This window comes from Mycobacterium noviomagense (assembly GCF_010731635.1).
GTDB classification, from domain to species: Bacteria; Actinomycetota; Actinomycetes; order Mycobacteriales; family Mycobacteriaceae; genus Mycobacterium; species Mycobacterium noviomagense.
In genome coordinates this window covers 338523-362945 of the sequence record NZ_AP022583.1, presented here as the reverse complement: position 1 = coordinate 362945, position 24423 = coordinate 338523, and the positions used below count along the sequence as shown (strand labels likewise).

The 24423-nt window shown below is 64.1% G+C and carries 20 protein-coding genes; 11 read left to right on the top strand and 9 right to left on the bottom strand.

All coding sequences use genetic code 11. The annotated features are described in order from the left end of the window. Position 1: 1 nt before the first annotated feature. Positions 2-1042 (top strand): acyl-CoA dehydrogenase family protein, encoded by a 1041-nt coding sequence (locus G6N15_RS01445; protein WP_083084106.1) that lies wholly within the window; start codon positions 2-4, stop codon positions 1040-1042. Positions 1043-1044: 2 nt separating this feature from the next. Further along, positions 1045-2238, top strand: coding sequence for an acyl-CoA dehydrogenase family protein (locus G6N15_RS01440; protein ID WP_083084108.1), 1194 nt, complete (start codon positions 1045-1047; stop codon positions 2236-2238). Between the two features lie 66 nt (positions 2239-2304). On the opposite strand, the gene G6N15_RS01435 is transcribed toward G6N15_RS01440, so the two are convergent. Genes G6N15_RS01435 through G6N15_RS01425 form a run of 3 tightly spaced genes read right to left on the bottom strand, consistent with a single transcriptional unit; the run spans position 2305 to position 5930 of the window. Further along, positions 2305-3450 (bottom strand): thiolase family protein, encoded by a 1146-nt coding sequence (locus tag G6N15_RS01435; protein WP_083084110.1) that lies wholly within the window; start codon positions 3448-3450, stop codon positions 2305-2307. Positions 3451-3478: 28 nt separating this feature from the next. Further along, positions 3479-4693, bottom strand: a complete 1215-nt coding sequence (locus G6N15_RS01430) for a CaiB/BaiF CoA transferase family protein (RefSeq protein ID WP_083084113.1) — start codon at positions 4691-4693, stop codon at positions 3479-3481. A gap of 22 nt (positions 4694-4715) precedes the next feature. Next, complete coding sequence (locus G6N15_RS01425) at positions 4716-5930, bottom strand: cytochrome P450 (protein ID WP_083084114.1); 1215 nt, start codon at positions 5928-5930, stop codon at positions 4716-4718. A gap of 141 nt (positions 5931-6071) precedes the next feature. Here G6N15_RS01425 and G6N15_RS01420 point away from each other — a divergent pair, with 141 nt between their 5' ends. Next, positions 6072-7517 carry an aldehyde dehydrogenase family protein gene (locus G6N15_RS01420; RefSeq protein ID WP_232070518.1) on the top strand — a complete coding sequence of 482 codons (1446 nt, stop codon included), beginning with the start codon at positions 6072-6074 and terminating at the stop codon, positions 7515-7517. Here the strand turns inward: G6N15_RS01420 and G6N15_RS01415 are convergent. Continuing rightward, entirely contained in the window at positions 7504-9159 is a 1656-nt protein-coding gene (locus G6N15_RS01415) for an acyl-CoA synthetase (protein ID WP_083084118.1), read from the bottom strand. The two genes, G6N15_RS01420 and G6N15_RS01415, sit on opposite strands and share 14 nt — an antisense overlap. Before the next feature lie 70 nt (positions 9160-9229). Further along, positions 9230-9844, bottom strand: coding sequence for a cysteine hydrolase (locus G6N15_RS01410; RefSeq protein WP_083084120.1), 615 nt, complete (start codon positions 9842-9844; stop codon positions 9230-9232). A 225-nt stretch (positions 9845-10069) separates the two neighbouring features. Here G6N15_RS01410 and G6N15_RS01405 point away from each other — a divergent pair, with 225 nt between their 5' ends. Next, positions 10070-11203, top strand: a complete 1134-nt coding sequence (locus G6N15_RS01405; protein WP_083084122.1) for an alpha/beta fold hydrolase — start codon at positions 10070-10072, stop codon at positions 11201-11203. After that, positions 11200-12252 (top strand): TIGR03857 family LLM class F420-dependent oxidoreductase, encoded by a 1053-nt coding sequence (locus tag G6N15_RS01400; protein ID WP_083084124.1) that lies wholly within the window; start codon positions 11200-11202, stop codon positions 12250-12252. Before G6N15_RS01405 ends, G6N15_RS01400 begins: the two co-directional genes overlap by 4 nt. Here the strand turns inward: G6N15_RS01400 and G6N15_RS01395 are convergent. Then, positions 12242-13738, bottom strand: coding sequence for an acyl-CoA carboxylase subunit beta (locus tag G6N15_RS01395; RefSeq protein WP_083084126.1), 1497 nt, complete (start codon positions 13736-13738; stop codon positions 12242-12244). The two genes, G6N15_RS01400 and G6N15_RS01395, sit on opposite strands and share 11 nt — an antisense overlap. Positions 13739-13904: 166 nt before the next feature. Here G6N15_RS01395 and G6N15_RS01390 point away from each other — a divergent pair, with 166 nt between their 5' ends. The 3 genes from G6N15_RS01390 to G6N15_RS01380 are packed head-to-tail and all read left to right on the top strand — an operon-like array spanning position 13905 to position 16961. Beyond that, positions 13905-14948 (top strand): LLM class F420-dependent oxidoreductase, encoded by a 1044-nt coding sequence (locus tag G6N15_RS01390; protein ID WP_083084129.1) that lies wholly within the window; start codon positions 13905-13907, stop codon positions 14946-14948. 25 nt (positions 14949-14973) lie between these two features. Continuing rightward, positions 14974-16194, top strand: a complete 1221-nt coding sequence (locus tag G6N15_RS01385) for a cytochrome P450 (protein WP_083084131.1) — start codon at positions 14974-14976, stop codon at positions 16192-16194. A gap of 14 nt (positions 16195-16208) precedes the next feature. After that, positions 16209-16961 (top strand): SDR family NAD(P)-dependent oxidoreductase, encoded by a 753-nt coding sequence (locus G6N15_RS01380; RefSeq protein WP_083084133.1) that lies wholly within the window; start codon positions 16209-16211, stop codon positions 16959-16961. On the opposite strand, the gene G6N15_RS01375 is transcribed toward G6N15_RS01380, so the two are convergent. Both G6N15_RS01375 and G6N15_RS01370 read right to left on the bottom strand, forming a co-directional pair. After that, positions 16958-18115: a Zn-dependent alcohol dehydrogenase gene (locus tag G6N15_RS01375; RefSeq protein ID WP_083084135.1), complete on the bottom strand. Its 1158-nt coding sequence runs from the start codon at positions 18113-18115 to the stop codon at positions 16958-16960. The genes G6N15_RS01380 and G6N15_RS01375 overlap by 4 nt on opposite strands. Then, complete coding sequence (locus G6N15_RS01370) at positions 18112-19326, bottom strand: cytochrome P450 (RefSeq protein ID WP_083084138.1); 1215 nt, start codon at positions 19324-19326, stop codon at positions 18112-18114. The genes G6N15_RS01375 and G6N15_RS01370 overlap by 4 nt, the downstream gene beginning before the upstream one ends. A 337-nt stretch (positions 19327-19663) precedes the next feature. Between G6N15_RS01370 and G6N15_RS01365 the strand changes: the two genes are divergently transcribed. The 3 genes from G6N15_RS01365 to G6N15_RS01355 all read left to right on the top strand — a co-directional run bounded on the left by G6N15_RS01365 (position 19664) and on the right by G6N15_RS01355 (position 23154). Continuing rightward, positions 19664-20626 carry an alpha/beta hydrolase gene (locus G6N15_RS01365; protein ID WP_083084140.1) on the top strand — a complete coding sequence of 321 codons (963 nt, stop codon included), beginning with the start codon at positions 19664-19666 and terminating at the stop codon, positions 20624-20626. Positions 20627-20767: 141 nt separating this feature from the next. Then, complete coding sequence (locus G6N15_RS01360) at positions 20768-21904, top strand: acyl-CoA dehydrogenase family protein (RefSeq protein ID WP_083084142.1); 1137 nt, start codon at positions 20768-20770, stop codon at positions 21902-21904. Next, the gene (locus G6N15_RS01355; RefSeq protein WP_083084554.1) at positions 21901-23154 is read left to right on the top strand and encodes an acyl-CoA dehydrogenase family protein; all 1254 of its coding nucleotides are present in this window, start codon (positions 21901-21903) and stop codon (positions 23152-23154) included. Before G6N15_RS01360 ends, G6N15_RS01355 begins: the two co-directional genes overlap by 4 nt. Here the strand turns inward: G6N15_RS01355 and G6N15_RS01350 are convergent, their stop codons facing one another. Further along, positions 23155-24375 (bottom strand): CaiB/BaiF CoA transferase family protein, encoded by a 1221-nt coding sequence (locus G6N15_RS01350; protein ID WP_083084144.1) that lies wholly within the window; start codon positions 24373-24375, stop codon positions 23155-23157. Positions 24376-24423 lie beyond the last annotated feature (48 nt).

The following is a 24423-nucleotide window of genomic DNA, read 5'->3' as shown; positions in this document are numbered from 1 at the left end:
GATGGACCGATTCGAGCTGCGCAGGCTGGATTACAGCCTGACCGAAGACCACGTCGCGTTGCAGACTGCATACAAGGACTTCTTCAAGACGCACTGCTCTATCGAGTCAGTGCGTGCCGCAGAGCCGTCGGGCTTCGACAAGAACCTCTGGGAGCGGTTGTGCGCCATGGGAGCAACGACGATGGCGCTACCGGAATCCTTTGGCGGTGACGGCGCGACCCTGGTCGACCTGACCCTGGTCGCCGAGGAGATCGGCCGCTCGCTGGCACCGGTGCCGTGGATCGACCACGTCTGCACGGCAAGGCTCCTGTCGCGGTTGGCCGAGGTGGAGGCCGACGTTGTCAACGGAACACAACTGTCAGCGCTCGATCCGCAGGTCGAAAATGCCGTAGGCCCGAGGCTCATTCCAGCCGGGTCGATCGCCGACCATGTCATCATCCGCGACAGCGACTCTGTCGTGCGACTGACATTCGCCAGCCGACCGGCGAAGGTCGACAACATCGGCCGGTTACCGATGGCGTGGGTCGACCCGGCCGCAGCCGACACCCGCACCGTCGTGGCCAGCGGCGCAGAGGCGTTGGCTAGTTACCAACGGGCGCTTGACGAATGGCGGCTGCTCACCGCGGCGGCCTTAGTTGGTCTGGTTGAGGAGACGATGACCATCGCCGCGGAGTTCGCCAAGGCGCGTTACACGCTCGGCGTGCCGATCTCGACGCTGCAGGGCATCTCGCATCCGCTGGCCAACATGGCGATCACCGTCCAGAGCGGACGCAACCTCGCGCATCGAGCCGCCTGGTTCCTCGACAACGAACCCGACGAGCGTCCCGAGTTGGCGGCGTCGGTGTTCGTGTTCATGGCCGAGGAAGCCGCGAAGGCAGCGACGATGGCGGTGCACATCCAAGGCGGTCTCGGCGTTTCGGCCGAAGCCGCCGCGACGGCGTACCTGGTGCGTGCGCGCGGATGGCCGTTGGCGGGCGGTGATCCTGGTGCGAGCGCACAGCAGATCGCGCAAATCGTCGCAGCGCGGGAAGCAGAGGTTTAGCAATGGACTTCTCGAAAGTCGAACTGCCCGAGGACGACAAGGCCTTCCTCGATGAAGCACGAAAGTTTCTGGCCACCCATGTGACCGAAGAAGTCAGACGCCGCGACCGGGAAACCGGCGACAACTTCGACGAAGGCGTGCACCTCGCGATGGGCGCCGCGGGGTATCTGGAAGCGGAATGGAAGCCGGAATCCGAAGGCGGGTTCAGCCGGCTACGGCGCCGTATCTGGGAACTGGAGAAGCGCCGGTTCCATGTGCCGTGGGTGACGTGGGGTACCACGGCCATGATCGCGCGATCGGTGGTGAAATTCGGTTCGCCGGAACTACAAGACGAGGTGCTGCCAGGGGTCTTCAGCGGCCACATCCGCATGTGCCTAGGCTATACCGAACCGGAAGGCGGCTCCGATGTCGCCACCTGCAAAACTCGCGCCGTGCGCGACGGCGATGACTGGATTATCAACGGCTCCAAGATGTTCACCACCGGCGCGCACAACTGCCAATACGTCTTCCTGATCACCAACACCGACCCGCAGGCGCCGAAACACAAGAGCCTGACCATGTTTCTGGTGCCGCTGAACTCGCCTGGCATCGAGATCCAGGGCATCCGCACCATCGACGGCGACCGCACCAACATCGTCTACTACAGCGACGTCCGCGTCCCTGACAAGTACCGGCTGGGCGAAGTCAATGGCGGGTGGACGGTGGTGCGCGAGCCGCTCAACGTCGAACATGGAGCGGTAGCGCCTGCCCGGGACGGCCTCCAAGACACGTCGATCATGATGCACCAGGCCGGGTTCATGGCGGAGGCGGTGGACAAGGCGGCAGGACGGGTCGCGCAACAGAATACGAATGGCCGCCATCTCATCGACGATAGGTCGGTGGCGTATCGATTGGGGCGCAGTGTGGCGCGGATGGAGGCGGCGCTGTCCACGCCGAGTATTTTCGGACGTGTCGCCATCGCGCAAACCATGCGCGACATCTCGCCGGATCTGATGGACATCCTCGGTGCCGCGTCAGCTTTGCCGTACGGGACCGACGGCGCCGCCGATGATGGCAGCGCTGAATACTGCTACCGCTTCGCGCCTTTGGTCGGCATTTACGGCGGCACACTCGAAGTGTTCCGCAACATGATCGCCCAGCATGTGCTCGGGCTGGGAAAGCCCGCCTACGCACCGCCCGCGAAGAAAGCTCAGTAGCGCGAGCAGACGCAAAAGCTCCGAAAAACCCGGCCTGTCGGGTACTTTTGCGACTGCTCGGCAGGGCTACGTGGTCAAGATTGTCGCCGCGGATGTTCCCGGTGCGCCGTAAGCCTGCGCGAACCCAACCCGCGGCGTGCCGGGTACTTGCCGGTCGCCCGCTTCGCCGCGCAGTTGGCGCACCAGCTCATGCACCTGCCGCAGGCCCGACGCTCCGATCGGCTCACCGTTGGCGATCAGCCCGCCATCGGTGTTGATCGGCATCGACCCGGTGATTTCCGTGGCACCGTCGGCCAACAGCTTTTCCTGCTCACCATCGGCGCAAAATCCGCATTCGGCCATATGGATGACCTCTGCGCCGGCGTCGGTGTCCTGCAACTGAATAACGTCGACATCGCCGGGCGCCACCCCAGCCTTCTCGAATGCGGCGCGGGCCGCGTACACGGTTGGCGGCACATCTTCTTCCACCGGAGCGTAGGTGGTGTTGACCTCGTAGGCGCCGTATCGGCGAGTGCGGACCTCGACCGACCGCACATACACCGGCTTGGAGGTGAACCGGTGCGCGATGTCGGCGCGGCACATGATCGCCACGGCCGCGCCTTCGTCGGGCGCGCAGAACATATATTGCGTCAGCGGGTAGTTCAGGATCGGCGAGCCGAGGATCTGCTCCTCAGTGAGCGGCTTGCGCCGGTACGCGTTGGGATTGAGCGATCCGTTTCGGTAGTTCTTCGCGGCTACTTTGGCCAAGGTTTCGACGGAGACACCGTGGTCGTGAAGGTAGCGATTGGCCTTCATGCCGAAGAACTTGGTGGTGAGGTATTGGCCGTTCTCGGCATACCAACTCGGCATCCCCACGAGAGCAGGATCTTCGGTAAACGCGCCGCGAGGATGCTTATCCATGCCGACAGCGATCCCAATATCGCACTCACCCAACCGAATCGTGTCCGCACACAGCTTTGTGGCGCTGGCCGCGGTGGCGCACGCGTTGAACACATCGGTGAACGGAATACCGGTCAACCCCACCATCCCGACGATCGCATCAGGGTTGGCCACCGTCCAGCTGCCGCCCACGGCGAACTGGATGTCTTTCCACTCCAGTGCGGCATCGATGAGCGCGAGCTGAATCGCGTCTGCGGCCATTTCCATCGCAGACTTGCCCTCGAACCGGCCGAACGGATGCAGACCCACCCCGATGATCGCAACGTCATTCACGAGCGGTACTCCTCATCGAATCCGCGGTTCACGCGATGGCTCCCGATTCCTTCAGTTCGGCGATGCGGTCCCAGTCCATGCCGAGTTCGGTAAGGACGATTTCTGTGTGTTCGGATGCCTGCGGGGCCCGGTTCGTCACCAGCGGCTCGTGGTTGAACTGCACCGGCCCCCGCACGATGTTGAACGGTGCGCCGTCGCTGGCCAGCTCGACTTCGGTGATCATGTCATTGGCAATGGCCTGCTCGTCCTCGGCCAGGTCAATAAGGCTCTGGAACGGCGCCCACTGTCCTTTCATGGTTTTCAGATGTTGACGCCAATACTCGAATGGCTTGCTGGCAAAGGCCTTTGCAATCAGCTCGACGGCCGCATCGGCGTTTTGTATCAGTGGTAGTACATCGGCGAAGCGGAGATCGTCAGCCGCCTCGGGGATGCCGAGATGCTCGAAGGTGTCGCGGATCAGGCCGGTGGGGCTGATGATGCACAAGTTGATCGTGCCGCCGTCGGAGGTTTGGTAGTTGCCCATGAACGGATTCACCGACGGACTCGCCGATCCCGGCATGGCGACCCGCATGACCTCGCCGGTTTCCATTCCCTGCGTCACGCTCGCGCCTGCCGCCCACCACGCGGTGCTCAGCAACGACACGTCAAGCTCGAGGGCTTCGCCAGTCCTTTCGCGGTGCAGCAGTGCGGCCGAGATGCCCCCGGCGATGAACATGCCCCCGATGGAGTCGCCGAAGGCTGGGATGCCTTGGGGCAACGCACCGCCCAGCTCCTCTGGCGTCAGCGCATAACCGATGCCGCTGCGCGTCCAGAATGCTGTGCCGTCGTAGCCACCGACGTCGCGTTCAACCCCCTTGTCGCCGTAGGCGCTGCCGCGGGCATAGACGATATTAGGGTTCACGGCGCGGATGTGCTTGAGGTCGAATCTATTCTTCTGCCGCTGTGCGGGTAGGTAGTTGGTCAGAAACACGTCCGAGGTCTTGGCGAGCTCATAGAGCACTTCCTGGCCTCCCGGAGTGGAGACGTCGATCCCAACGCTGCGCTTGCCCCGGTTTGGATGCTCCATCAGCGGATGCCTGTCGGGGTTGATCTCGACGCCACCCATGTTGAGGAAACCGCGCTGGGTATCGCCGCGCACCGGGTGTTCGACCTTGATGACGTCTGCGCCCCAGTCGGCGAGGATGGCACCAGCCGCCGGGACGAACGTGAACTGCGCAACTTCGAGGACTCGAAAGCCCGCCATTACCTGGACCATTTTCGAGACCCTACTTGGCGACGTCGAACGTCACCGGTAGCGCCGTCGGGGAGCGGAACGGCTGGCCGTGGATGTGCGGGTCGTCGTCGGTGACGAGCGTGATATTGGCCAGGCGAGTCAGCAGGCATTCGACGGCAACCCGGGTTTCCATGCGCGCCAGATGCAAACCGAGGCACGTGTGTTCGCCAGCGGCAAAGGAAATGTGGGGCATATGCGGCCGGAAGATGTCGAACTCCTCTGAGTTCTGCCACCGGTGTTCGTCGCGGTTGGCCGAGCCGATGCACACGTCGACCACCGAGCGCGCCGGTATCTCGACGCCTTCGAGCTCGGTGTCTTCGGTGGTGAACCGCTGCACGGTGGTCAGTGGTGTCTCGAAGCGAAGCCCTTCTTCGATGGCCTGTGGGATCAGCTCGGGGTTCGCCTGCACCGCTTGGAATTGCTTCGGGTGGGTGAGCAACAGGAACAGCAGATTGCCCGAGGAGCGATAGGTGGTCTCCAGCCCCGCCGGCAGCAGCAGTCGCAGGAAGGAATAAATCGCTTCGTCGCTGAGCTTTTCGCCGTCGATCTCGGCCGTCACCAGATCACCGATGATGTCTTCGGTCGGTTGGGATCTGCGTTGTTCGATCTGGTCAAGAAAGTAGTCTTTGAGAGCCGCCGACGCTTCGAAGGCGCGTTCGTACTTCACCGTGTAGCTGATCAACTCCACTGCGCGACGGTGGAACATTGGCAGGTCTTTTTCGGGCAAGCCCAGCAGGGTGGCGATCGCGCGGGTGGGAAACTCGAACGTGAACTGTCGGACAAGATCGGCTCGGCCGTCGTCGATGAATTCGTCGATCAACGCATTGCAGATTGGCCGCACGATGGTCGGTTCCCAGCGGGCCAGCGCCTTGGACTTGAACGCCGCGGACACCAGGTTGCGGTGCTCCCGGTGCTGTTTGCCTTCCATGGCGAGAATGGTCGGGCCCATGAACAGCCCGATAGTGGTGTCGTACATTTTCGAGCTGAACACCTGCCCGTTGCGGAATGCCTTGTTCACAGCGTCGAACGACATCGCGGCGAAGGACCTCTTCGGCCGTAACGACTCGGGGGTCCTGGAGTAGTCCATCACTGTGCCGCGGAACACGCCGGCATCGCCGCGCTTCTGAGTGAAGTACGGGTACGGGTCGCGAACGTAGTCGTCCGGCAAGGCGGCGGTAACAGCGACGTCCTGAAGTTGACTATCCACGGATTCTCCCGGCCTCGACTGCACGATCCTACTGTAAAGATTACAGTAGACTATATCGACACAGTCGCAGTTGCCGTAAGCTGTGAAGCCATGAGTTCGGTGGACGAACGGCTTGACGGCTCCGTCCAGCAGTGCGCAGCGATGCGCGCCAGCCTGGAACAACAGCGACGATCGTTCATGGCCGAGGGACCGCCGAGCGTCGCGGTCCGGCACAATCGCATCGACCGATTGCTCGCTCTGGTTTTGGACAACACCGATGGGTTTGTCGATGCGATGGCGGCCGATTACGGCACCCGCTCCAGGGCGGCATCGTTGTTCACCGAAGTCGTCGGCATGATCTCGGTGATCGAACACACGAGATCGCATGTGGCCAAATGGATGCGGCCGACCAAGCTGATACGCGCGACACAGTTGTGTGGCCTGCGGGCCGAGGTCCAGCCATGCCCGCTCGGAGTTGTCGGGATCATCGGGCCATGGAACTTTCCGTTGAACCTGGTGGTGTTGCCGGCTTCAGCGGCGTTCGCTGCGGGTAATCGGGTGATGATCAAGATGTCGGAGATCACGTCCCACACCGCTGAGCTCATGAAGTCCACCGCGCCGAACTATTTCGACCCGACCGAGCTCGATGTCGTCACCGGCGGCCCCGACATAGCCGCCGCGTTCGCGTCGCTGCCGTTCGACCACTTGTTCTTCACCGGGTCGCCTTCGGTGGGCGCGCTCGTGCAACAGGCCGCCGCCCAAAATCTCGTTCCGGTGACGCTGGAGCTGGGTGGGAAGAACCCGGTGGTCGTCGCCCCCAACGCAAACATAGGCCGGTCTGCGGCCCGTATCGCCCGAGCGCGCATGGTCAACGGAGGGCAGGTGTGTGTCTGTCCCGACTACGTTTTCGTGCCCGACGACAAGATGGAGGAGTTCGTCGCCGTCGCCCGCCAGACGCTGCGCGGCATGTTCCCGAACATCGTGACCAATGACGACTACTGCTCCAGTGTCAACCAAACCAACTTCGAAAGGGTGGTGGGACTGATCGAGGACGCGCGCGTGAAGGGTGCCACTGTCGAAACGGTTGCGCCCGAGGCAGAGTCACTTCCGGACCGAGCCAGCCGCAAGGTCGCGCCGACCATCGTCCGCGACATCGACGACCGCATGAAGATCGCCGACGAGGAGATCTTCGGTCCCGTCTTGGCAGTCAAAGGGTATTCGCAGCTGGCCGACGCCGTCGACTACATCAACCAGCGCCCGGCTCCGCTGGTGGCCTACTGGTACGGACCCGATGACGACGACTTCCGGGCCTTTGTCCGCAATACCCGCAGTGGTGGTGTGGCACGTAATGACTTTGCCGCGCAGATGATCCCGTCGGCTGCCCCATTCGGCGGCGTGGGCCGCAGCGGGATGGGGGCTTACCACGGCAAGGCCGGCTTCGACACGTTCAGCCACTACCGAACCGTGGTCGGCAACGACCTGCCGTTCAGCATCACCGGAACCGCGGCCCCGCCGTTCAGAAAGCCGTTGCGGCTCGGAGCAAATGCTGCGCTGCGGGTTGCGCGGATGCGCGTACACCACAGGCTCAAGGCAGCTAGCCGTCGCTGATTGCCTGCTCGCGGGCCCACCGGTAGTCGGCCTTACCGGACGGGCTGCGCTCGACGGCCGGCCGGAAAACCACCGCTTTGGGAAGTTTGTAGCGCGCCAGCGACTTTGCCGCGTGCTCGATCAATTCCTGCTCGCTGGCCTGCGCGCCAGCGGCCATTGCCACGATGGCGACCACCTCCTGGCCCCAGCGCTCGCTGGGCCGCCCGGCCACCACCACGTCGGCCACAGCGGGATGAGACGCGATCGCGGTCTCGACTTCTTCGACGAAAATCTTTTCGCCACCAGAGTTGATGCACACCGAGTCGCGGCCAAGCAACTCGATCGTGCCGTCGGCGAAATAGCGGGCCCGGTCGCCGGGTATCGCATAGCGCACACCGTCGATGACGGGGAAGGTCGCGGCGGTCTTGGTGGCATCGCCCTTGTAGCCAAGCGGCACATAGCCGCGCTGCGCCAGCCAGCCGATGCCGTCGTGGCCTGGTTCGAGCACGCGGCTGAGGTCGTCGGCGATCACGCAGGTATCGGGTCCAGGGTTGAACCTGCCGGTCGATACCGTCCCGGTCATCGACAGGTGACTCATTTGCGCACCAGACTCCGATGAGCCAACGCCGTCGACCACCATGAGACCGGGTCGCGCCTGGATCAGTCGCTCTTTGACATACGGAGTCAACAACGCGCCGCCATTGGCTACCACCGCCAATGACGACATGTCGGCATTTCCGCGCTCTATAGCGGCAAGCAACGGCCGCGCCATGGCGTCGCCGACCACGGTTACCGCCGCCACCTTTTCCCGCTCGATGGTGTGGACAACTTCTTCGGCGTCCAGGTGGTCGACAACCGTTGGAAAGACGACCGACTGCCCGGTCGTCATCGCGGTCATGACACTCCATTGGGCGGCGCCGTGGATCAGCGGCGGCAGAATCATCAGCTTGGTGCCCGGCCCGGCGGATGCTCGCGCAACGAGTTCTTCGTAGGTGCTCACCGGTTGGCCGCTGACCAGGTCTCGTCCGCCGAACGAGGTCATGAAGATGTCATGCTGGCGCCAGAGCACGCCTTTGGGCATTCCGGTTGTTCCACCGGTGTAGAGCACGTACAGGTCATCCGGCGACGGCTGAACCGGCGGCGGTGCTGATGAACTTGATTTCATGATCGTGTCGTAGTCCACCGCGCCATAGATGAGGTCGTTGCCCGAGTCGTCGGCGATCTGGATGAGGACGCGCAAGTGAGGCAGCTCCGGCAAGACTTCGGCCACGCGTGGCGCGAAGGCGGCGTGGTAGATCACTGCGCTGGCGCCGGCGTCAGCAAGCAGATATTGCAGTTCGCTTTTGACGTACCGGAAGTTGACGTTGAACGGCGCCACCCGCGCCCGGAAGGCGCCGAGCAACGCCTCGACGAATTCGGTTCCGTTGTAGGCGTAAAGGCCGATCAGGTCCTGTCCTACCTCGTGCCCGGCTAGTGATGACCGCTCGGTGTGACACCCCAGCCCACGGGAGTGCAGATACGACGCCAGCACATTGGACCGCTCGACGACTTGCGCATACGTGTATCGCCGTTTGCCCTGGATGACTAGTTCCCGATCCGGGAACGCAGCAGTGACGGCGTCGGCGACGGCGGGAACCGTGAACTGCGTTGTCGTCTCAGACATCGGGCCTCTCATGGCTGGTGCGCAAGCAATCGAATCATGAGGTGGTGGGCCTCGCTCGGCAGGGGTACCGTCAACTCTTCCATACGTTGAGCAACTCGTCGGTCGTCGTGACGGTCGCCAGCAACGAGAGCGTGTTCTCGATGACCGCATCGCCATAGTCGACCGGAACGCCGGCGACGGCGTCGCGCGGCACGATCACGTGGTAGGCGGCGTTGACGGCGTCCATGACGAGGTTGGGAATTGCGACATTGAGCGACACACCGACGGCGACGATGGTGGAGACCCCGAGGTTGCGCAGGATCGCGTCGAGGTCGGTGCCGCCCATCGGTCCGACACCGTGCCGGCGGTAGAGCACCAAATCTGTTGGCTCAGGGCCTAATTCGGCCAGCAGCGCCGTACCGGGCGTGCCGGGAGCGAGGTCGACCTGGCCGCGGCCGATGCCGAAGATCCTGGCGTTGTGGTTTGCGCCCAGGCCGTCAGGTCGTCGCTGCACCAGGCAGTGCACGACCCGCACGCCGGCGGCCCGCGCCGCCGGCAACAACCGCACGATGTTGGGCAGCGCGACGCGACGGGCTTCCTTCGCCAGCATGGCTAACCCGGCATTCGGGCCGATGACGGCACCCTGGCACTCCTGGGTGACGATCGCGGTGTGCCCGGGACGGGCGATTTCCTGCAGCGCTGTCATGCGGGATTCCTGAACACGTCCACTGATACTAAGGACGTTACAGTATAGATTTCGGCTCGACGAAGAGGTTACCGGGTTCGAATGCTGCCGCGGTCGGGGCAAGGACGCGGTGACCACCGTGACAGAAGTGGCAGCTGCAACCGCACAGAACAGACGCCGGGTTGAGTACTGTAACGATTACAGTACCAGGTCGGTGGATTTCTATGGGCGAGAGGAACGGCGTGGATGGCACATACCGCGATGCCCCGGGCGCTCGACGTCACCCGCGAGCTGGCCCGCGTGCTGCCGCGAGCGGTATCCGGGATCAGCGAGTCGACCGAATGGTCTGCGCTGTCTCCGCGCGGCGTACGCCAGTTCGGCGAGGTCGTCCTGGACGAGCTTGTGCTGACGGCCTTTTCGCTATTGGCAGGTGATGTAACTGAGGCGGTGCGGCCGCTGAGCGACTGCGCTGCGGCTGCCGAGGAGCTGTCGGCACTGGGCATCGATCGAGCGCACCGAGACCCAGAACCATTGCGGGAACGCTCCGTTCGTCGGCGGCGCATCGGCACCCTGGCCTACGAGCGGCTGACGTTCGAGCACGACCCGGTGCTGCCCGCCACGCTGCAGGCCGCTGGCCTGGGCGGCCCGGCCAGAGCCGTGGTGCACCTGTGTCGGCACCGCGACGGACCGCGGCCGTGGTTGGTGTGGGTACATGGTGCCGGGCAAGGACGACCGGACGACCTACTGATGTCCCGAGCCGGCCGAATACAGCGCAAGCTGGGTATCAATGTCGCGGTACCGGTGCAGCCCGGCCATGGTAGCCGGCGCCGCCAATGGCCGCCCTATCCCGACATCGATCCGCTGACCAATGTCGCGGGCATGATGCGCTCGGTGTCGGAGGTCCGCGCCGTCGTGCGATGGCTGCAGCCACAGTCGACCGCCGTTGTGGTATCGGGGGTTTCCATGGGCAGCCCGGTGGCCGCACTGGTTTCGCATCTGGAGAAGCGGGTCGACGGCGTGGCCCTCTACACGCCGATCCTCGGACTCAATGCGATGATCGCGCGGCACGTGGCGCGCTGGGGCCCGTCGCGGCACGCTGTCCAGGAACTGTTGCAGGCGCCGGTGGTGTCGGAGTTGACCTCGGTAATAGATCCGCTGAGGGTCGAACCGGTGCCACCGCCACAGCGGCGGCTCATCGTCGGCGCATGGCACGACCGGATGGCGATGCGCGAGCCTGCCCTTGCGTTGCAGGAGCGGTGGGGCGGTCAGTTCTACTGGTACGACGGGAGTCATGTCGGACATACATTCTCCCAGCGCGTTCAAGCGATTTCGGAGCGGTTCCTGCGCGGGGTGATTGAGGAAGTGGGGAAGGCGAGTTGAGCGAACAGGTTCTTGACGAGCTGGGCTACTACCTGTTGGCCGGGTCCGGCGGGGATGGACCGGCAACCCTGATGGACGAGGCCCGCCGCGGTGAGGAGTTGGGCTTTGGCACCGCGTTCATCTCCGAACGCTGGAATGTCAAGGAAGCGTCGTCGCTCGTCGGCGCCGCTTGCGCGGTGACCAACCGGATGCAAATTGCCACCGCCGCAACCAATCACAACACGCGCCACCCCCTGATCACCGCATCATGGGCCACCACCATGCACCGGCTTTCCGGCGGCCGCTTCACCCTGGGCATCGGACGCGGCGTCGCCGCGATGTATAGCGCATTCGGCATACCGGCGGTCACCACCGCCCAGATGGAGGACTGGGCCCAGGTCATGCGCCGCTTGTGGCACGGCGAGGTGATCTTCAATCACGATGGCCCACTCGGCAAATACCCGGTGTTGGTGCTCGATCCCGACTTCGACGAAGACATCCGACTCGGGCTCGTCGCGTTTGGCCCGAAATCGCTCGCGCTGGGCGGCAAGGTGTTTGACGATGTCGTCCTGCACACCTATTTCACGCCGGAAACCGTTAAGCGCTGCGTCAAGACGGTGAAGGACGCAGCTGAACAAGCGGGGCGCGACCCGGCCGGCGTGCGGGTGTGGTCGTGCTTCGCAACGGTGGGAGACCACCTTCCCGAGGAGGTCCGATTGAAGAAGACGGTGGCCCGACTGGCCACCTACCTACAGGGCTACGGCGATCTGCTGGTCCGCACCAACGGATGGGATCCCGCTGTGCTGCAAGGCTTCCGGGAAGACTCGGTAGTGATGTCGATCCCCGGCGGTATCGACCACAAGGCCACAGCCGAGCAGATCGAGCACATCGCGACGTTGATCCCCGACGAGTGGCTGGAACCATCGGCCACCGGATCGCCCGAACAATGCGTAGAGCGCATCCGCAAGGAGTTCGACTACGGGGCCGACGCGGTGATCATGCACGGCGCCACGCCCGACGAACTCGAGCCGATTGTCGCGGCGTACCGGGGCAGCCCGCTTACGGCATGATCGCCTTGCGCGCCACCGGCTCTGGCGCAGCTTGCCGGCAGTAAATCCCGCGTTGCAGCGCGACCAGCAACGCGTCGCGTGTCTCGCGCGGATCGATCAGCTCGTCGAATCCCATGTGCTCGGCCGAGCGATACGACGCTTGCAGCTCGGCGTTGCGTAACGCAGCGGAGAGGTCTTCACCGGCGTGCGATGCGCGGCTCAAAGCCGCTGCACTCATCGCGCCCATGGTCGCACCCGGGTAGGCGAAGGTGGCCACTTGCTCGTCGAAGCCGATCAACGACATGACCATGGAGCCGAACCCGTACGCTTTGCGCAGTGTCACATGCAATTTCAGGGTCGTCGCGACCGTCTGCGCGGCGAACATCCGCGCGCCGCTGCGCAACACCCCGGCACGCTCCGACCGGCTGCCCGGAAGCATGCCGGGGTTGTCGGCGAGGAAGACGATCGGCAGGTGAAACGAGTCGGCCACCATGATGAAATGCGCTGCCTTGTCAGCGGCGTCGGCATCGATGGAGCCGGCCAACACCTTGGGCTGGTTCGCCACCACCGCTACCGGGTGGCCGCCCAGATGCGCCAGCGCGCAGATGATCGCCGGGCCGAACTTCGGCTGAACCTCGAACCAGTCCGGGCGGTCGAACACGACGTCGAGCACGTCCCGCATGTCGTAGACGCGGCGGTTATCGCGCGAGACGATGTCGAGCAGCTCCGGCGTCGGCCGCGGTTGGGCGGCGTCGTCGGCGGGCAGCGACGGTGGGTAGGACCATGCGCTGGGCGGAAAATACGAAAGGTAGCGGCGGATCGCGTCGAGTACCGCTTCGTCGTCATCGGCGACGTTGTGAATTACCCCGCTCGGTAGCGCAACGTCGGGGCCGCCCAGGTCCTCCTTCGAAATGTCTTCGCCCGTCGACTCTTTGACGACGGGCGGCCCGGCGGTGAAGATCGCGCCCTGGCGGCTCATGATCCGGAAGTCACATACCGGAGCGACGAGCGCCCCGTGCCCCGCCGAAGGCCCGAGCACCGCCGCGATGGTGGGCACCCGTCCCGAGCAGCGAGCCTGGGCCAGCAGGTCGGTCGGTGTGCGCCCATAGTGCCCGCCGGCGGGCCGGAAGCCGGCGCCCTCCAGCAGCATTACCAGCGGGATCTTGTCGCGCAGCGCCAGCTCGGCGATCCGGTAACGCTTGGAGTTGCTGCCGGGTGCGATGGTGCCGGCCATTGTGGTGAAGTCTTCTGCGCCCACCATTACCGGGGATCCGTTGATGCAGCCCGAGCCCACGACGATCGCGTCGGCCGCGACGTCGCCGCCGACAAGCGTGCCGATTTCGCGAAATGTGCCTGGGTCGAGGAGTCGTTCGACGCGGGTGCGGGCGTCGAGCTTGCCTTTGCCGTGGTGTTTGGCGAGCCGCTCGGGTCCGCCCATGGCCCACGCGTGCTGACGGCGACGGCTCAGGTCGTCGAGCGTGTCCTCCCAGTCTTCGGGTTTGGTCATGCTCCAGTCCTAACTCGTCGCGAAGGCCATCGTCTGAATCGAGCTTAGGGACGCGGGATAACTCGCGCATCGCAAACCGGAAGAAACGTTGACCCTACCGAACGGCTTACTGTAGCTTACCTGGCATGAGTCGTGGGTATCTCGCGCGACCAGGACACGCACGCCGATGAGCGCCACGGCTCAGTCGAGCCTCAAGGTCGATGGGGGCGTTTCCAGTCAGCTCGCTCGGGTGCCGCAGGCAGCGGCCGCGCTGGAGCGGCGGGGCTATGACGGTTGCTGGACAGCCGAAGTCAACCACGATCCGTTCCTGCCGCTGGTTCTGGCCGCCGAGCACACCTCGAAAATCGAGCTAGGGACGAGCATCGCGGTGGCATTCGCCCGCAACCCGATGACTGTCGCCAATATCGGCTGGGACTTACAGGCATACACCCGCGGCCGCTTCATTCTCGGCCTGGGCTCGCAGATACAGGCGCACATAGAGAAGCGGTTCAGCATGCCGTGGAGTCATCCTGTGCGCCGCATGCGCGAGTTCATCGCGGCTCTACGGGCAATCTGGTCGGCGTGGTGCGACGGCACGCCGTTGCGTTTCGAGGGCGAGTTCTACACCCACAAGCTGATGACTCCGATGTTCACTCCGGAGCCGCAACCCTACGGGTCCCCCAAGGTGTTCGTCGCGGCGGTCGGTGAAGCGATGACCGAAATGTGCGGTGAAGTCACCGACGGCATGTTCGCCCATGCGTTCACTACGAAGCGCTATCTCGACGAGGTGACGATGCCGGCGCTGCAGCGCGGTTTGCAGTGCTCTGGCCGCGACCGCAGCGACTTTCAGCTCAGCTGCCCACTGTTCGTGGTGACCGGCGCCAACGAAGCCGAGTTCCAGGCCGCCGCCGCCAGCACGCGCAAACAGATCGCCTTCTACGGATCGACGCCCGCGTACCGCAAAGTTCTGGAGCTACACGGGTGGGGCGATCTGCACGCCGAGTTGCATCAGCTGTCGCTGCGCGGCGAGTGGGACGCCATGGGATCGCTGATCGACGACGAAATCCTGAATGCTTTCGCGGTGGTGGCCGAGCTTGACAAGCTCGCCGAGCAAATCAGAGATCGCTGTGACGGGCTTGTCGACCGTGCCCTACCGAGCTTGCCGCCCCACCTGCCCGAGACGGCTATTCGCGCCGTTCTGGAAGAGCTGCGGGCTCAACCGATTCAATGAGGAGTAGCCCATGAGCACACGGACAATGGACGAGGCCGCCAAATTGCTGGCTGACCCGCTGGCGTACACCGATGAGCCGACATTGCATGCGGCGCTTGCGCATTTGCGCGCGAACGCGCCCGTGTCGTGGGTGGACGTGCCGAACTACCGACCATTCTGGGCGATCACCAAACACGTCGACATCATGGATATCGAGCGTGACAACATGCTGTTCACCAACTGGCCGCGGCCGGTGCTGACCACTGCGGAAGGTGATGAGCTGCAGGCCGCCTCGGGTGTGCGCACGTTGATTCACATGGACGACCCGCAGCATCGCGTGGTGCGCGCGATCGGCGCAGACTGGTTTCGGCCCAAAGCCATGCGAGCGTTGAAGGTCCGCGTCGACGAATTGGCCAGGATCTACGTGGACAAGATGATGGAGGCCGGCCCGGAGTGCGACTTTGTCCAAGAGGTAGCGGTCAACTACCCGCTGTATGTGATCATGTCGCTGCTCGGCATCCCGGAAGCTGATTTTCCGCGGATGCTCAAGCTGACACAGGAACTGTTCGGCAGCGACGACACCGAGTTCAAGCGCGGGACTTCCAACGAAGATCAGCTGCCCGCGCTGCTAGACATGTTTCAGTACTTCAACGGTGTCACCGCGTCGCGGCGCGAAAACCCGACCGAGGATCTGGCGTCGGCGATCGCCAACGCTCGGATCGACGGAGAACCGCTGTCCGACATCGACACTGTGTCGTATTACCTCATCGTCGCCACCGCGGGTCACGACACCACGAGCGCGACGATCTCTGGCGGGCTGCAGGCTCTGATCGAAAATCCCGACCAACTCGACAGATTGCGGGACGATCTTTCGCTCATGCCGCTGGCCACCGAGGAGATGATCCGCTGGGTCACCCCGGTCAAGGAATTCATGCGCACAGCCGCCGAGGACACCTCAGTGCGCGGCGTGCCTATCGCCGCCGGAGAGTCGGTGCTGCTGTCCTACGTGTCGGCCAACCGCGACGAGGATGTCTTCGACGACCCGTTCCACTTCGACGTGGGTCGCGATCCGAACAAGCATTTGGCATTCGGCTACGGGGTGCACTTCTGCCTGGGTGCCGCGCTGGCCCGGATGGAGGTCCACAGCTTTTTCACCGAGCTGCTTTCGCGGCTGAAATCGATTGAGCTGACCGGGGATCCGCAATTCATCGCCACCACCTTCGTCGGCGGGCTGAAGCACTTGCCGGTTCGCTACTCGTTTAAGTGAACTGGTGACGACGTATGAGCACCCCGAGTGCCATAGTGACGGGCGGCGGCTCCGGAATCGGGCGCGAGGTCGCCGCGTTGTTGCGCGACGCGGGCCATGACGTCGTGGTATGGGACCAGGCCGGCGGCGATATCGACTGCGACATCAGCAATCCAGAGGCAGTCTCAGCGGCGATGCGCGCCACCCTGCGCCAGCACGGAACACCCACCCGCATGGTGGCGTGCGCCGGAATAGGAGCATCGGGAATGCTATTGGCGGTGTCACCCGACGAGTGGCAGCGGGTACTGGCGGTGAACCTTACCGGTACGTGGCTGACCATGCGGGCCGCAGCGCAGGCCATGGTCGACGCCGGGACCGGCGGATCCATCGTCGCAGTCTCCAGCATCAGCGGCACGGTCGCCGACCGCGACATGGGTGCGTACTGCGTGTCCAAGGCCGGGATCGACATGCTGGTCAAGGTGGCAGCGGTGGAGTGGGGGCAGTACGGCATCCGGGTCAACGCAGTGGGACCCGGCGTCACCCGAACACCGATGCTGGCGGAAGCAGAACGACTGCCCGGCTGGGTGCAGGCTCTGGAGGAGCGGACTGCCCTGGGGCGCCTCGGCGAAGCAGCGGACGTGGCCGGCGCTATCGTCGGCGTCCTCGAATTGCCTTGGGTGACAGGCCAAGTGGTGCACGCTGACGGCGGCTTGGCGCTACACAGCCCGATCGACGCGTATGGCCAGTTGCAGCGACTGACAGCGAAGCAGACCAGCCGGCCGGCTTAACTGATTCCGAAGTCGATGACGCCTCTGATGAGTTCACCGTTGAGCAGGTCGGCGTAGGCATCGTTGATGTCGTCGAGCCGATACCGCCGGGTGATCATCTCATCGAGGAGCAGCTGACCGGTTCCATACAGCTTGGCCAGCCGGGAGATGTCGGCCTTGGGATTGCATGAGCCGAATACGGTGCCCGCCAGCGTCTTGTTCATCAGGATGAAGTCCTGCAGATCGATTTTGACCGACCGCGTGGTCTGCGAGCTCATACCGGTGAGCACACACGTCCCGCCCTTGCGGGTAAGCCTCAGTGCGTTGCGAACGTCTTCGGCGCTGATCAACGACGGCGAAACGATGACCGCGTCTGCCATCACACCGTAGGTCAGTCCACTCACCAGGTCGAGCGCCTCGTCGACGGTTGCGGTGCTATGGGTGGCGCCGAACTTGCACGCCGACTTCTGTTTGAATTCCACGGGATCGACCGCGACAATCTGCGCTGCCCCGTTGATCCGCGCGCCCTGGATCGCGCCGGTTCCAATGCCGCCTGCGCCGATCACAACGACGGTATCGCCGCCGCGCACGCCGGCACGGTGAGCGGCCGAGCCGTAACCGGTCGGGATCGCGCACGACAACAGCGCCGATGACAGCAGCGGCAAATCCGGCTCGATCTTGACCAGCGAATCCGCCGCCACCACAGTGTGTTCGGCGAAGGCACCGATCTTGGAAAGGTGGCCCAACGGCTTGCCGTCCGCGGTGTGATGGCGAAAGGTACCGTCAGTGGGCATGCCGGGAGTTAGGGTGCCGATCCCGGCATCGCAGAGATACTCCATGCCGATGGCGCACCAGCGGCACTGCCCGCAGACGGCGACGAAAGACGTCACCACGTGGTCGCCCGGCGCGAAATCGATTACGCCATCGCCGATTTCGCGCACGACGGCTGACCCCTCGTGGCCACCGATCGTCGGAAACATGGTCGGCAGGCCCAGCGATCGAAGAACCTCGTTGGGTGCCGACAAGTCGCCTTTGAGGATGTGGTCGTCGGAGTGGCACAACCCGGCGGCGGCCATCTCGATCAACACCTCTCCGGCGCGGGGTGGGTCGAGCTCGAATTCCTCGACCGACCACGGCCCGCCGACATCGTGCAGGATCGCAGCCCGGCTTTTCATGCCGCCGGTGTAAACGTGACCGGAAGCCTGTTGGGCGACCGGAAGGTAAGCCCGACGATCCTGGCGTCCTCGTCGGGCACCAATGCAAGGTCGGATACCCGGTCGAGCAAGCTGTTGAGCATTACCCGGGTTTCCAGCCGGGCAAGGTGCATACCGAGGCACATGTGGATTCCGCCGGCGAAGGCGATGTGGGCCTGGCGCGGCCGGCGGATGTCGAACTTGTTGGGTTCATACCAGCGGCTTTCGTCGCGGTTGGCCGATCCCATGCACAAGTCGACTTGTGCGCCGGAAGGGATTGTCTTGCCGCGCATTTCGACCTCTTGAGTGGTGGTGCGCACGACCGTGGTGAGCGGTGTTTCGTAACGCAGACCCTCCTCGACCGCGTTGGGGATCAATGACCGGTCTTGGTAGACCATCGCCAACTGCTCGGGATGAGTCAGCAGCAGGTAGAGCAGATTGCCTGACGAGCGGTAGGTGGTTTCCAGCCCGGCGGGTAACAGCAGCCGCAAAAACGCGATGATGGCCTCGTCGGTTAGCTTCTCACCTTCGATTTCGGCGCTGACCAGGTCACCGATGATGTCGTCGGTGCTCTTGCGGCGTCGTTGCTCCACCTGATTGAGGAAATAGTCGTGTAGCTCGATGGACGCTCTCAGTCCCGCCTCGATGTCGACCGGAATGGAAATCAGGTCGAACGACAGCCGCCGGAACAAAGCGAGATCCTCTGGGGGAAGCCCGAGCAGAGTGGAGATGATGCGGGTCGGAAATTCGAACGTCAACGCCTTCACCAGGTCGGCGGTGCCTTCGTTCTTGAACTCGTCGACCAGCTGATCGCAGACGGGCCCGATGACGGACGGCTCCCAGCGCTCAAGCGCGGTAGCCCGAAACGCCTTGGCCACCAGGTTGCGGTGGTCGTGATGCTCTTTGCCGCCCATCGCCAAGATGGTGTGGCCCATCACCAGTCCGATTGTCTGATCGTAGCCCTGAGAACTGAACATCCGGTCGTCACGGAATGCTTGGAACACGCTGTCGTAATCGAACAAGACCCACTCGTCGTGTGGCACCAGTTCGGGCGGCACCTTGGAATGGTCCATCAGAGTCCCGTGCCATACCGGCTCCGTGCGCCTCATGTATTCGAAGAATGGATAGGGGCTGGTCTCACCCGTCGTGTCGAGCGTGACGGATTGGCCGTGCTGGTCGGCGCTGATCGTCATCCGCATGCCTCCTGAGCAACCGGTAAGGGCAGTTCTCGCGGAACCGCCGCCGCCCTGGTCAGCGAATCGTCGGAGTTGAACCTCGCTATCATAATATAAATAGCAACTAAGCCCAATGGGTTGTAGCGTTTACCGTAACGGGAACGGTATCCGCGACCGGCACTCGGCCAACGTCGGTAGCCGCTTTTAAGCGCGCGTCGGTGATGTCGCAGCTACGCTCGACCGGTGTGCTCACCGACGAGTTAGCACGGCGGTTCTGTTAGGCAGCTGGTGATGCGGGGGAGCGCTACTGGATCTTCCACCACATGGAATCGCAGGTCTACCTGGAAGGTGGTCAATGACGACCGAGACGAATCGCACACGGCCGCAAGGCCTTAGCAGAATCGACCCGGCACTTCGCGACGCCGCGGCCAAGCTCGACATTGTCGAGTTCAGCACCGAGTCGCTGCCCGCCGAACGCGACAGATTTAACGGATTGGCCGCAGACCGCGCCGCAGCTGTCGACACCGGCGGTGTCGCCATCGACTCTCCCTCGATCACCGGGCCCGGCGGCGCGCGGCTGGACCTTCGGCTCTACCGCGGTCTCACCAAGTCCGCGGCGCCGCTGGTCCTGTACGCTCACGGCGGCGCGTTCGTGACCGGGAATCTCCACACCGACCACGCGCACTGTGTGGCGTTGGCCCGAGCCGCCGGGTGCCTCGTGGTGTCGGTCGACTACCGGCTCGCGCCGGAAAACCCCTGCCCGGCCGCGCTCGACGATGTGCAGGCCGCGTTCCGCTACGCCATTGACAACTCTGCTCGCCTCGACGCGGACGGCAGCCGGGTGGCGGTCATGGGCCGCGATGCGGGCGCCGCGCTGGTCGCCAGCCTGGCACAGCGCACGTTCGACGAGGAGGGCCCACCGATCCGGGTGCAGATCCTGCACCAGCCGATGCTCGACTCCGATGCCACGCCGTCGCGGCGGGAATTTCAGCGCACGCCCGGCCTCAACGGTCGAGCGGTCAGCCGGGCCTGGGGCCATTACCTCGGCCACAGTGTCGCCAAAGCCCACCATGTCCCGGCGCATCGGGCAAATCTGGAAGGGCTGCCGCCGGCGTTTATCAGTTGTGCGGAGATCGACCCGTGTCGAGACGAAGCCATCGATTACGCCAACCGGCTCCTGCACGCCTACGTGCATACCGAACTGCACGTGGTCGCCGCGACATTTCATGGCTTCGATTCGACGGTGCCGGAATGGGTGGTCTCCCGGGAAAGCAGCGCCCTGCATGCTCAGGTGCTTCGTCGCGCGTTCGCGGTGTAGTCGACCGACCGTCCGTCGGCGTCGTATCGACTGAACTCCGGTAGCTCTTACTGTATTGGTCATTGCTACCATCGGAGTCGCCGCGGATCCCGAGCGGGACTGACCGGCAGATGTCGGACCGAAGGAAGGCCTGGCCACATCATGACGACGGTCGAGTCCCCCGAGAAGGCGCTCTTCGCCTCGACCACTCGGGCGTTCCTCCAAAAGGAAGCGCCGCTGACATACGTGCGCGAACTGCACGCGGCGGGAGTGTCGTTCGACCGAGGGTGGTGGCGGCGGGCTGCGAAGTTGGGGTGGACAGGCCTGCTCGTTCCCGTGGAGTTGGGTGGCGGCGCAATCTCCGGCAGCGGTATTGCCGATCTGGCCATGGTGGCCGGACTGATCGGGAAGACGGTGGCGCCCGGACCGCTGTATCCGGTCAGCACCGTGCTGTGCGCATTGGTCGAGTGCGGTGAGCATGATGCGCGCGCTGCCACCATCGAATCGCTGATCTCCGGCGAGACGGTGGCTTCATGGGCGGTCTACGAGCCTGGCCAGGGGTGGGCGCCGCTGGAGCCGTCGGTCACCGCCACGCCGCACAACTCGGGGTACCGCATCGACGGCGTCAAAGACCGCGTGGAGGCGGGCGCTCAGAGCGACATGTTGTTGGTGGTGACGCGCAGCGACGACGATCAGGTTCGCCAGTTTCTGGTTCCGACGACCGCGCCCGGGGTTCGGATTGAACCGCAGCCGTCGGTCGATCTGGTCAAACAGTACGCACGTGTGCATTTCGACGGGGTAGAAGTCGAGCGCTCCGCGGTTGTCGGCAAACCCGGCGAGACTACCGCACTGATTGAGCGGCAGAGCCAGATTGCGCAGGTGCTGCAGTGCGCCGAGGTAGTCGGAATCCTGCAGACGGTGTTCGACTTCACGGTCAAGTGGGCGCTGGACCGGCACACGTTCGGGCGTCCGTTGGCGTCGTACCAAGCGCTTAAACACCGTTTCGCCGACATGAAGACCTGGCTGGAAGCGTGTCGCGCAACGGCAGGGGCTGCGGTGGCGGCGGTCGCCGAACGCTCACCGGAGGCGGGGTTGTTGGCCAGCATCGCCAAGTCCTATGTCGGGGAAAAAGCCCCCGCGATTGTTCAGGACTGTGTGCAGATGCACGGCGGCATCGGCGTCACCTGGGAACACGACCTACACCTGTATCTACGACGGGTTGTGTTGTACCGCTCCATGTTCGGCACACCGGAGGAACACAACCTGCGGGTGTATGCGTGGAAGGAATCGTCGCGATGACAGACAACGGGTCGGCGCCCGCCGGCGAATCGGTCGCGCAGTTCCGCGCCCGGGCCCGAGCGTGGCTGGCCGCCAACATGCCGCGGATCGACCCGGCCTCACCGCCTGCGGCTAACCGCGACGATGAACGCTCCTGGCAGCGGGCGCGCGAACTGCAAAAGCGGCTCTACGAAGGCGGATTCGCCGGGATCTGCTTCCCACGCGAATACGGCGGCCTCGGGCTGGATTACGAATATCAGAAGGCGTTCAACGAGGAAAGCATCGACTATGAGATGCCGCTGATCCTCAACACGCCGACGTTCACCATATGTTGTGCCACGCTGCTTGACACCGCTAGCGAGGAACAGAAAAAGCAACACATCGCCGCGGCATTGCGCGGCGACGAGGTGCTGGTGCAACTGCTGTCTGAGCCCAGCGGCGGATCGGATCTGGCCGGCGTGATGACCCGCGCTGAGCGCCGCGGGGACCGCTGGGTGATCAATGGCGCAAAGACATGGAGCACCAGTGCGTTCGCGGCGGACTACGGATTGTGTTTGGCCCGCACCAACTGGGATGTGCCCAAACATGAGGGCCTGACCATGTTCCTGGTGCCGATCGCCCATCCGGGAATCACGTTGCGGCGCATCACCCAACTCAACGGGTCTACCGAGTTCTGTGAGGAGTTCCTCGATAACGTTGAGGTCGGTGACGACGCGGTTGTCGGCGAGGTGGACAACGGCTGGACGGTCGCGTCGCGACAGCTCTACCACGAGCGTCGCGCGGTGGGTCAAGGTTCGGAATTCGCCAGCGGCAGCGGCAGTGAGGGCGGTCGCTCGACACCGGTGGATTTCATTGCGCTGGCCACCAAGACCAGGCAGGCCGACAACGAACGGGTGCGCGAGATGGCCGGCCGGGTGCTGGTCCACCGCGCGGTCAGCGACCAGCTTGCCGAGCATGTGTACCGCAGCGTACTCGAGGGCACGCTGCCGCCGGCCGCCGGCACATTGATCCGGCTCTTCCACTCGGACACCGTGACCTTGGACATGGACACCGCGCTGGCTATTGCGGGTACGGCCGGTGTAGTCGGCGCAGAGGGAGAGGGCTTGGAGCATGGGCTGCGCTACTTGTCCCGGCAGACGGTTGCCATAGGCGGCGGCACCACGGAGATGGCCCGCAATGTCATCGGGGAACGTGTGCTGGGCTTCCCGCGAGAATACGCCGCTGATCGCGGTGTGCCGTTCAAGCAGGTGCGGCACGGTAAATCGGACTGACTAGAAGGTTGCGCCGCTGTCCTTGGCCTTGACGATGTCGTCCCAGTCGTAACCGAGCTCGAGCAGTATTTCCTCGGTGTGCTGACCGTGCTCGGGTGCCCGGGCAGGCGGTGGCGGTGTTTCATCGAATTGAACTGGGGCGGCTACTATTTCGTACTCGACACCGTGGTCGTCCCTGTTGGTGACCAGATAGCCGTTGGGTTTGGCCTGCGGCTCATTGAGCACCTCGCGCGGAGTGGCCAGCGGGGCCCAGACTCCCGGTTCATCTGCCAGCGCGCGGCGCCAGTGGTCTAGGTCGTATTCGGCGAATTTGGCAGCTATCACCCCTGTCGCCGCAGCTGCATTGGCCACCAGATTCGACGACGGCACGAAGCGCTCGTCGGTGGCCAATTCGGGCAGCCCTATCCGCTTGCAGAAGCCGACCCAGAACTTGTCGGGTTGCAGAAAGACCAACTGGATCCACCGGCCGTCCTTGGTCTTGTATCTATTGACGAGCGGGTTTATCGCCAATCCTGGCGGTGCGCCGGGGATCCCGTCGATATCGAACAGGTCGGCGACCGAAATCGAGGGCGCGATACTCCACATTGCCTGTGCCAACAGTGAGGAATCCACGATCGTGGGCTCGCCGGTGCGCTCCCGATGAAATAGTGCCCCGCAAATACCGCCGGCCAACGTGATTCCGGCCTGCAGGTCGCCGAACGCGGGGCCCTGAACGGCCGGATACTCCGTTCCGAACGGTGTGAGCGTGTAAGCCACGCCGCCCCGAGCCAGGTAGGTGGCGGCGTCGAACCCGCCCCTGTCACGGTCAGGTCCGCGCACCCCCAACCCCGTTCCGCGGGCGATGATGATGTTCGGGTTGAATGCGCGGATGTCCTCGACTGTCAGGCGGGCCCGCTCCAGCGCTGCGGGCAGCCAATTGGTGAGCAGCACGTCAGCTTGGGCCAGGAGCCGGCCGAAGATCTCGCGACCGGTTTCGGTCTTGAGATCCAATGCGATGCTGCGCTTGCCGCGGTTGCTCAACTCGAGAATGAAGTCAGTGTCGGCACGCGCGGCTTGCCGGGTGAACCACCCGATGACGAGGGCTCGCCCCGGGTCGCCGCTGGCGACGCTCTCGACCTTGACGACATCCGCGCCCCAGTCCGCCAGCGCCACACCAGCGGCCGGTACATAGGTCCACGACGCCAGCTCGACGACCCGGACACCACTGAGTACGCCTGACATTTCTGACCACCCTCCGCTCAGCTCGAATAGCTGCTGAATGCAAGAGCC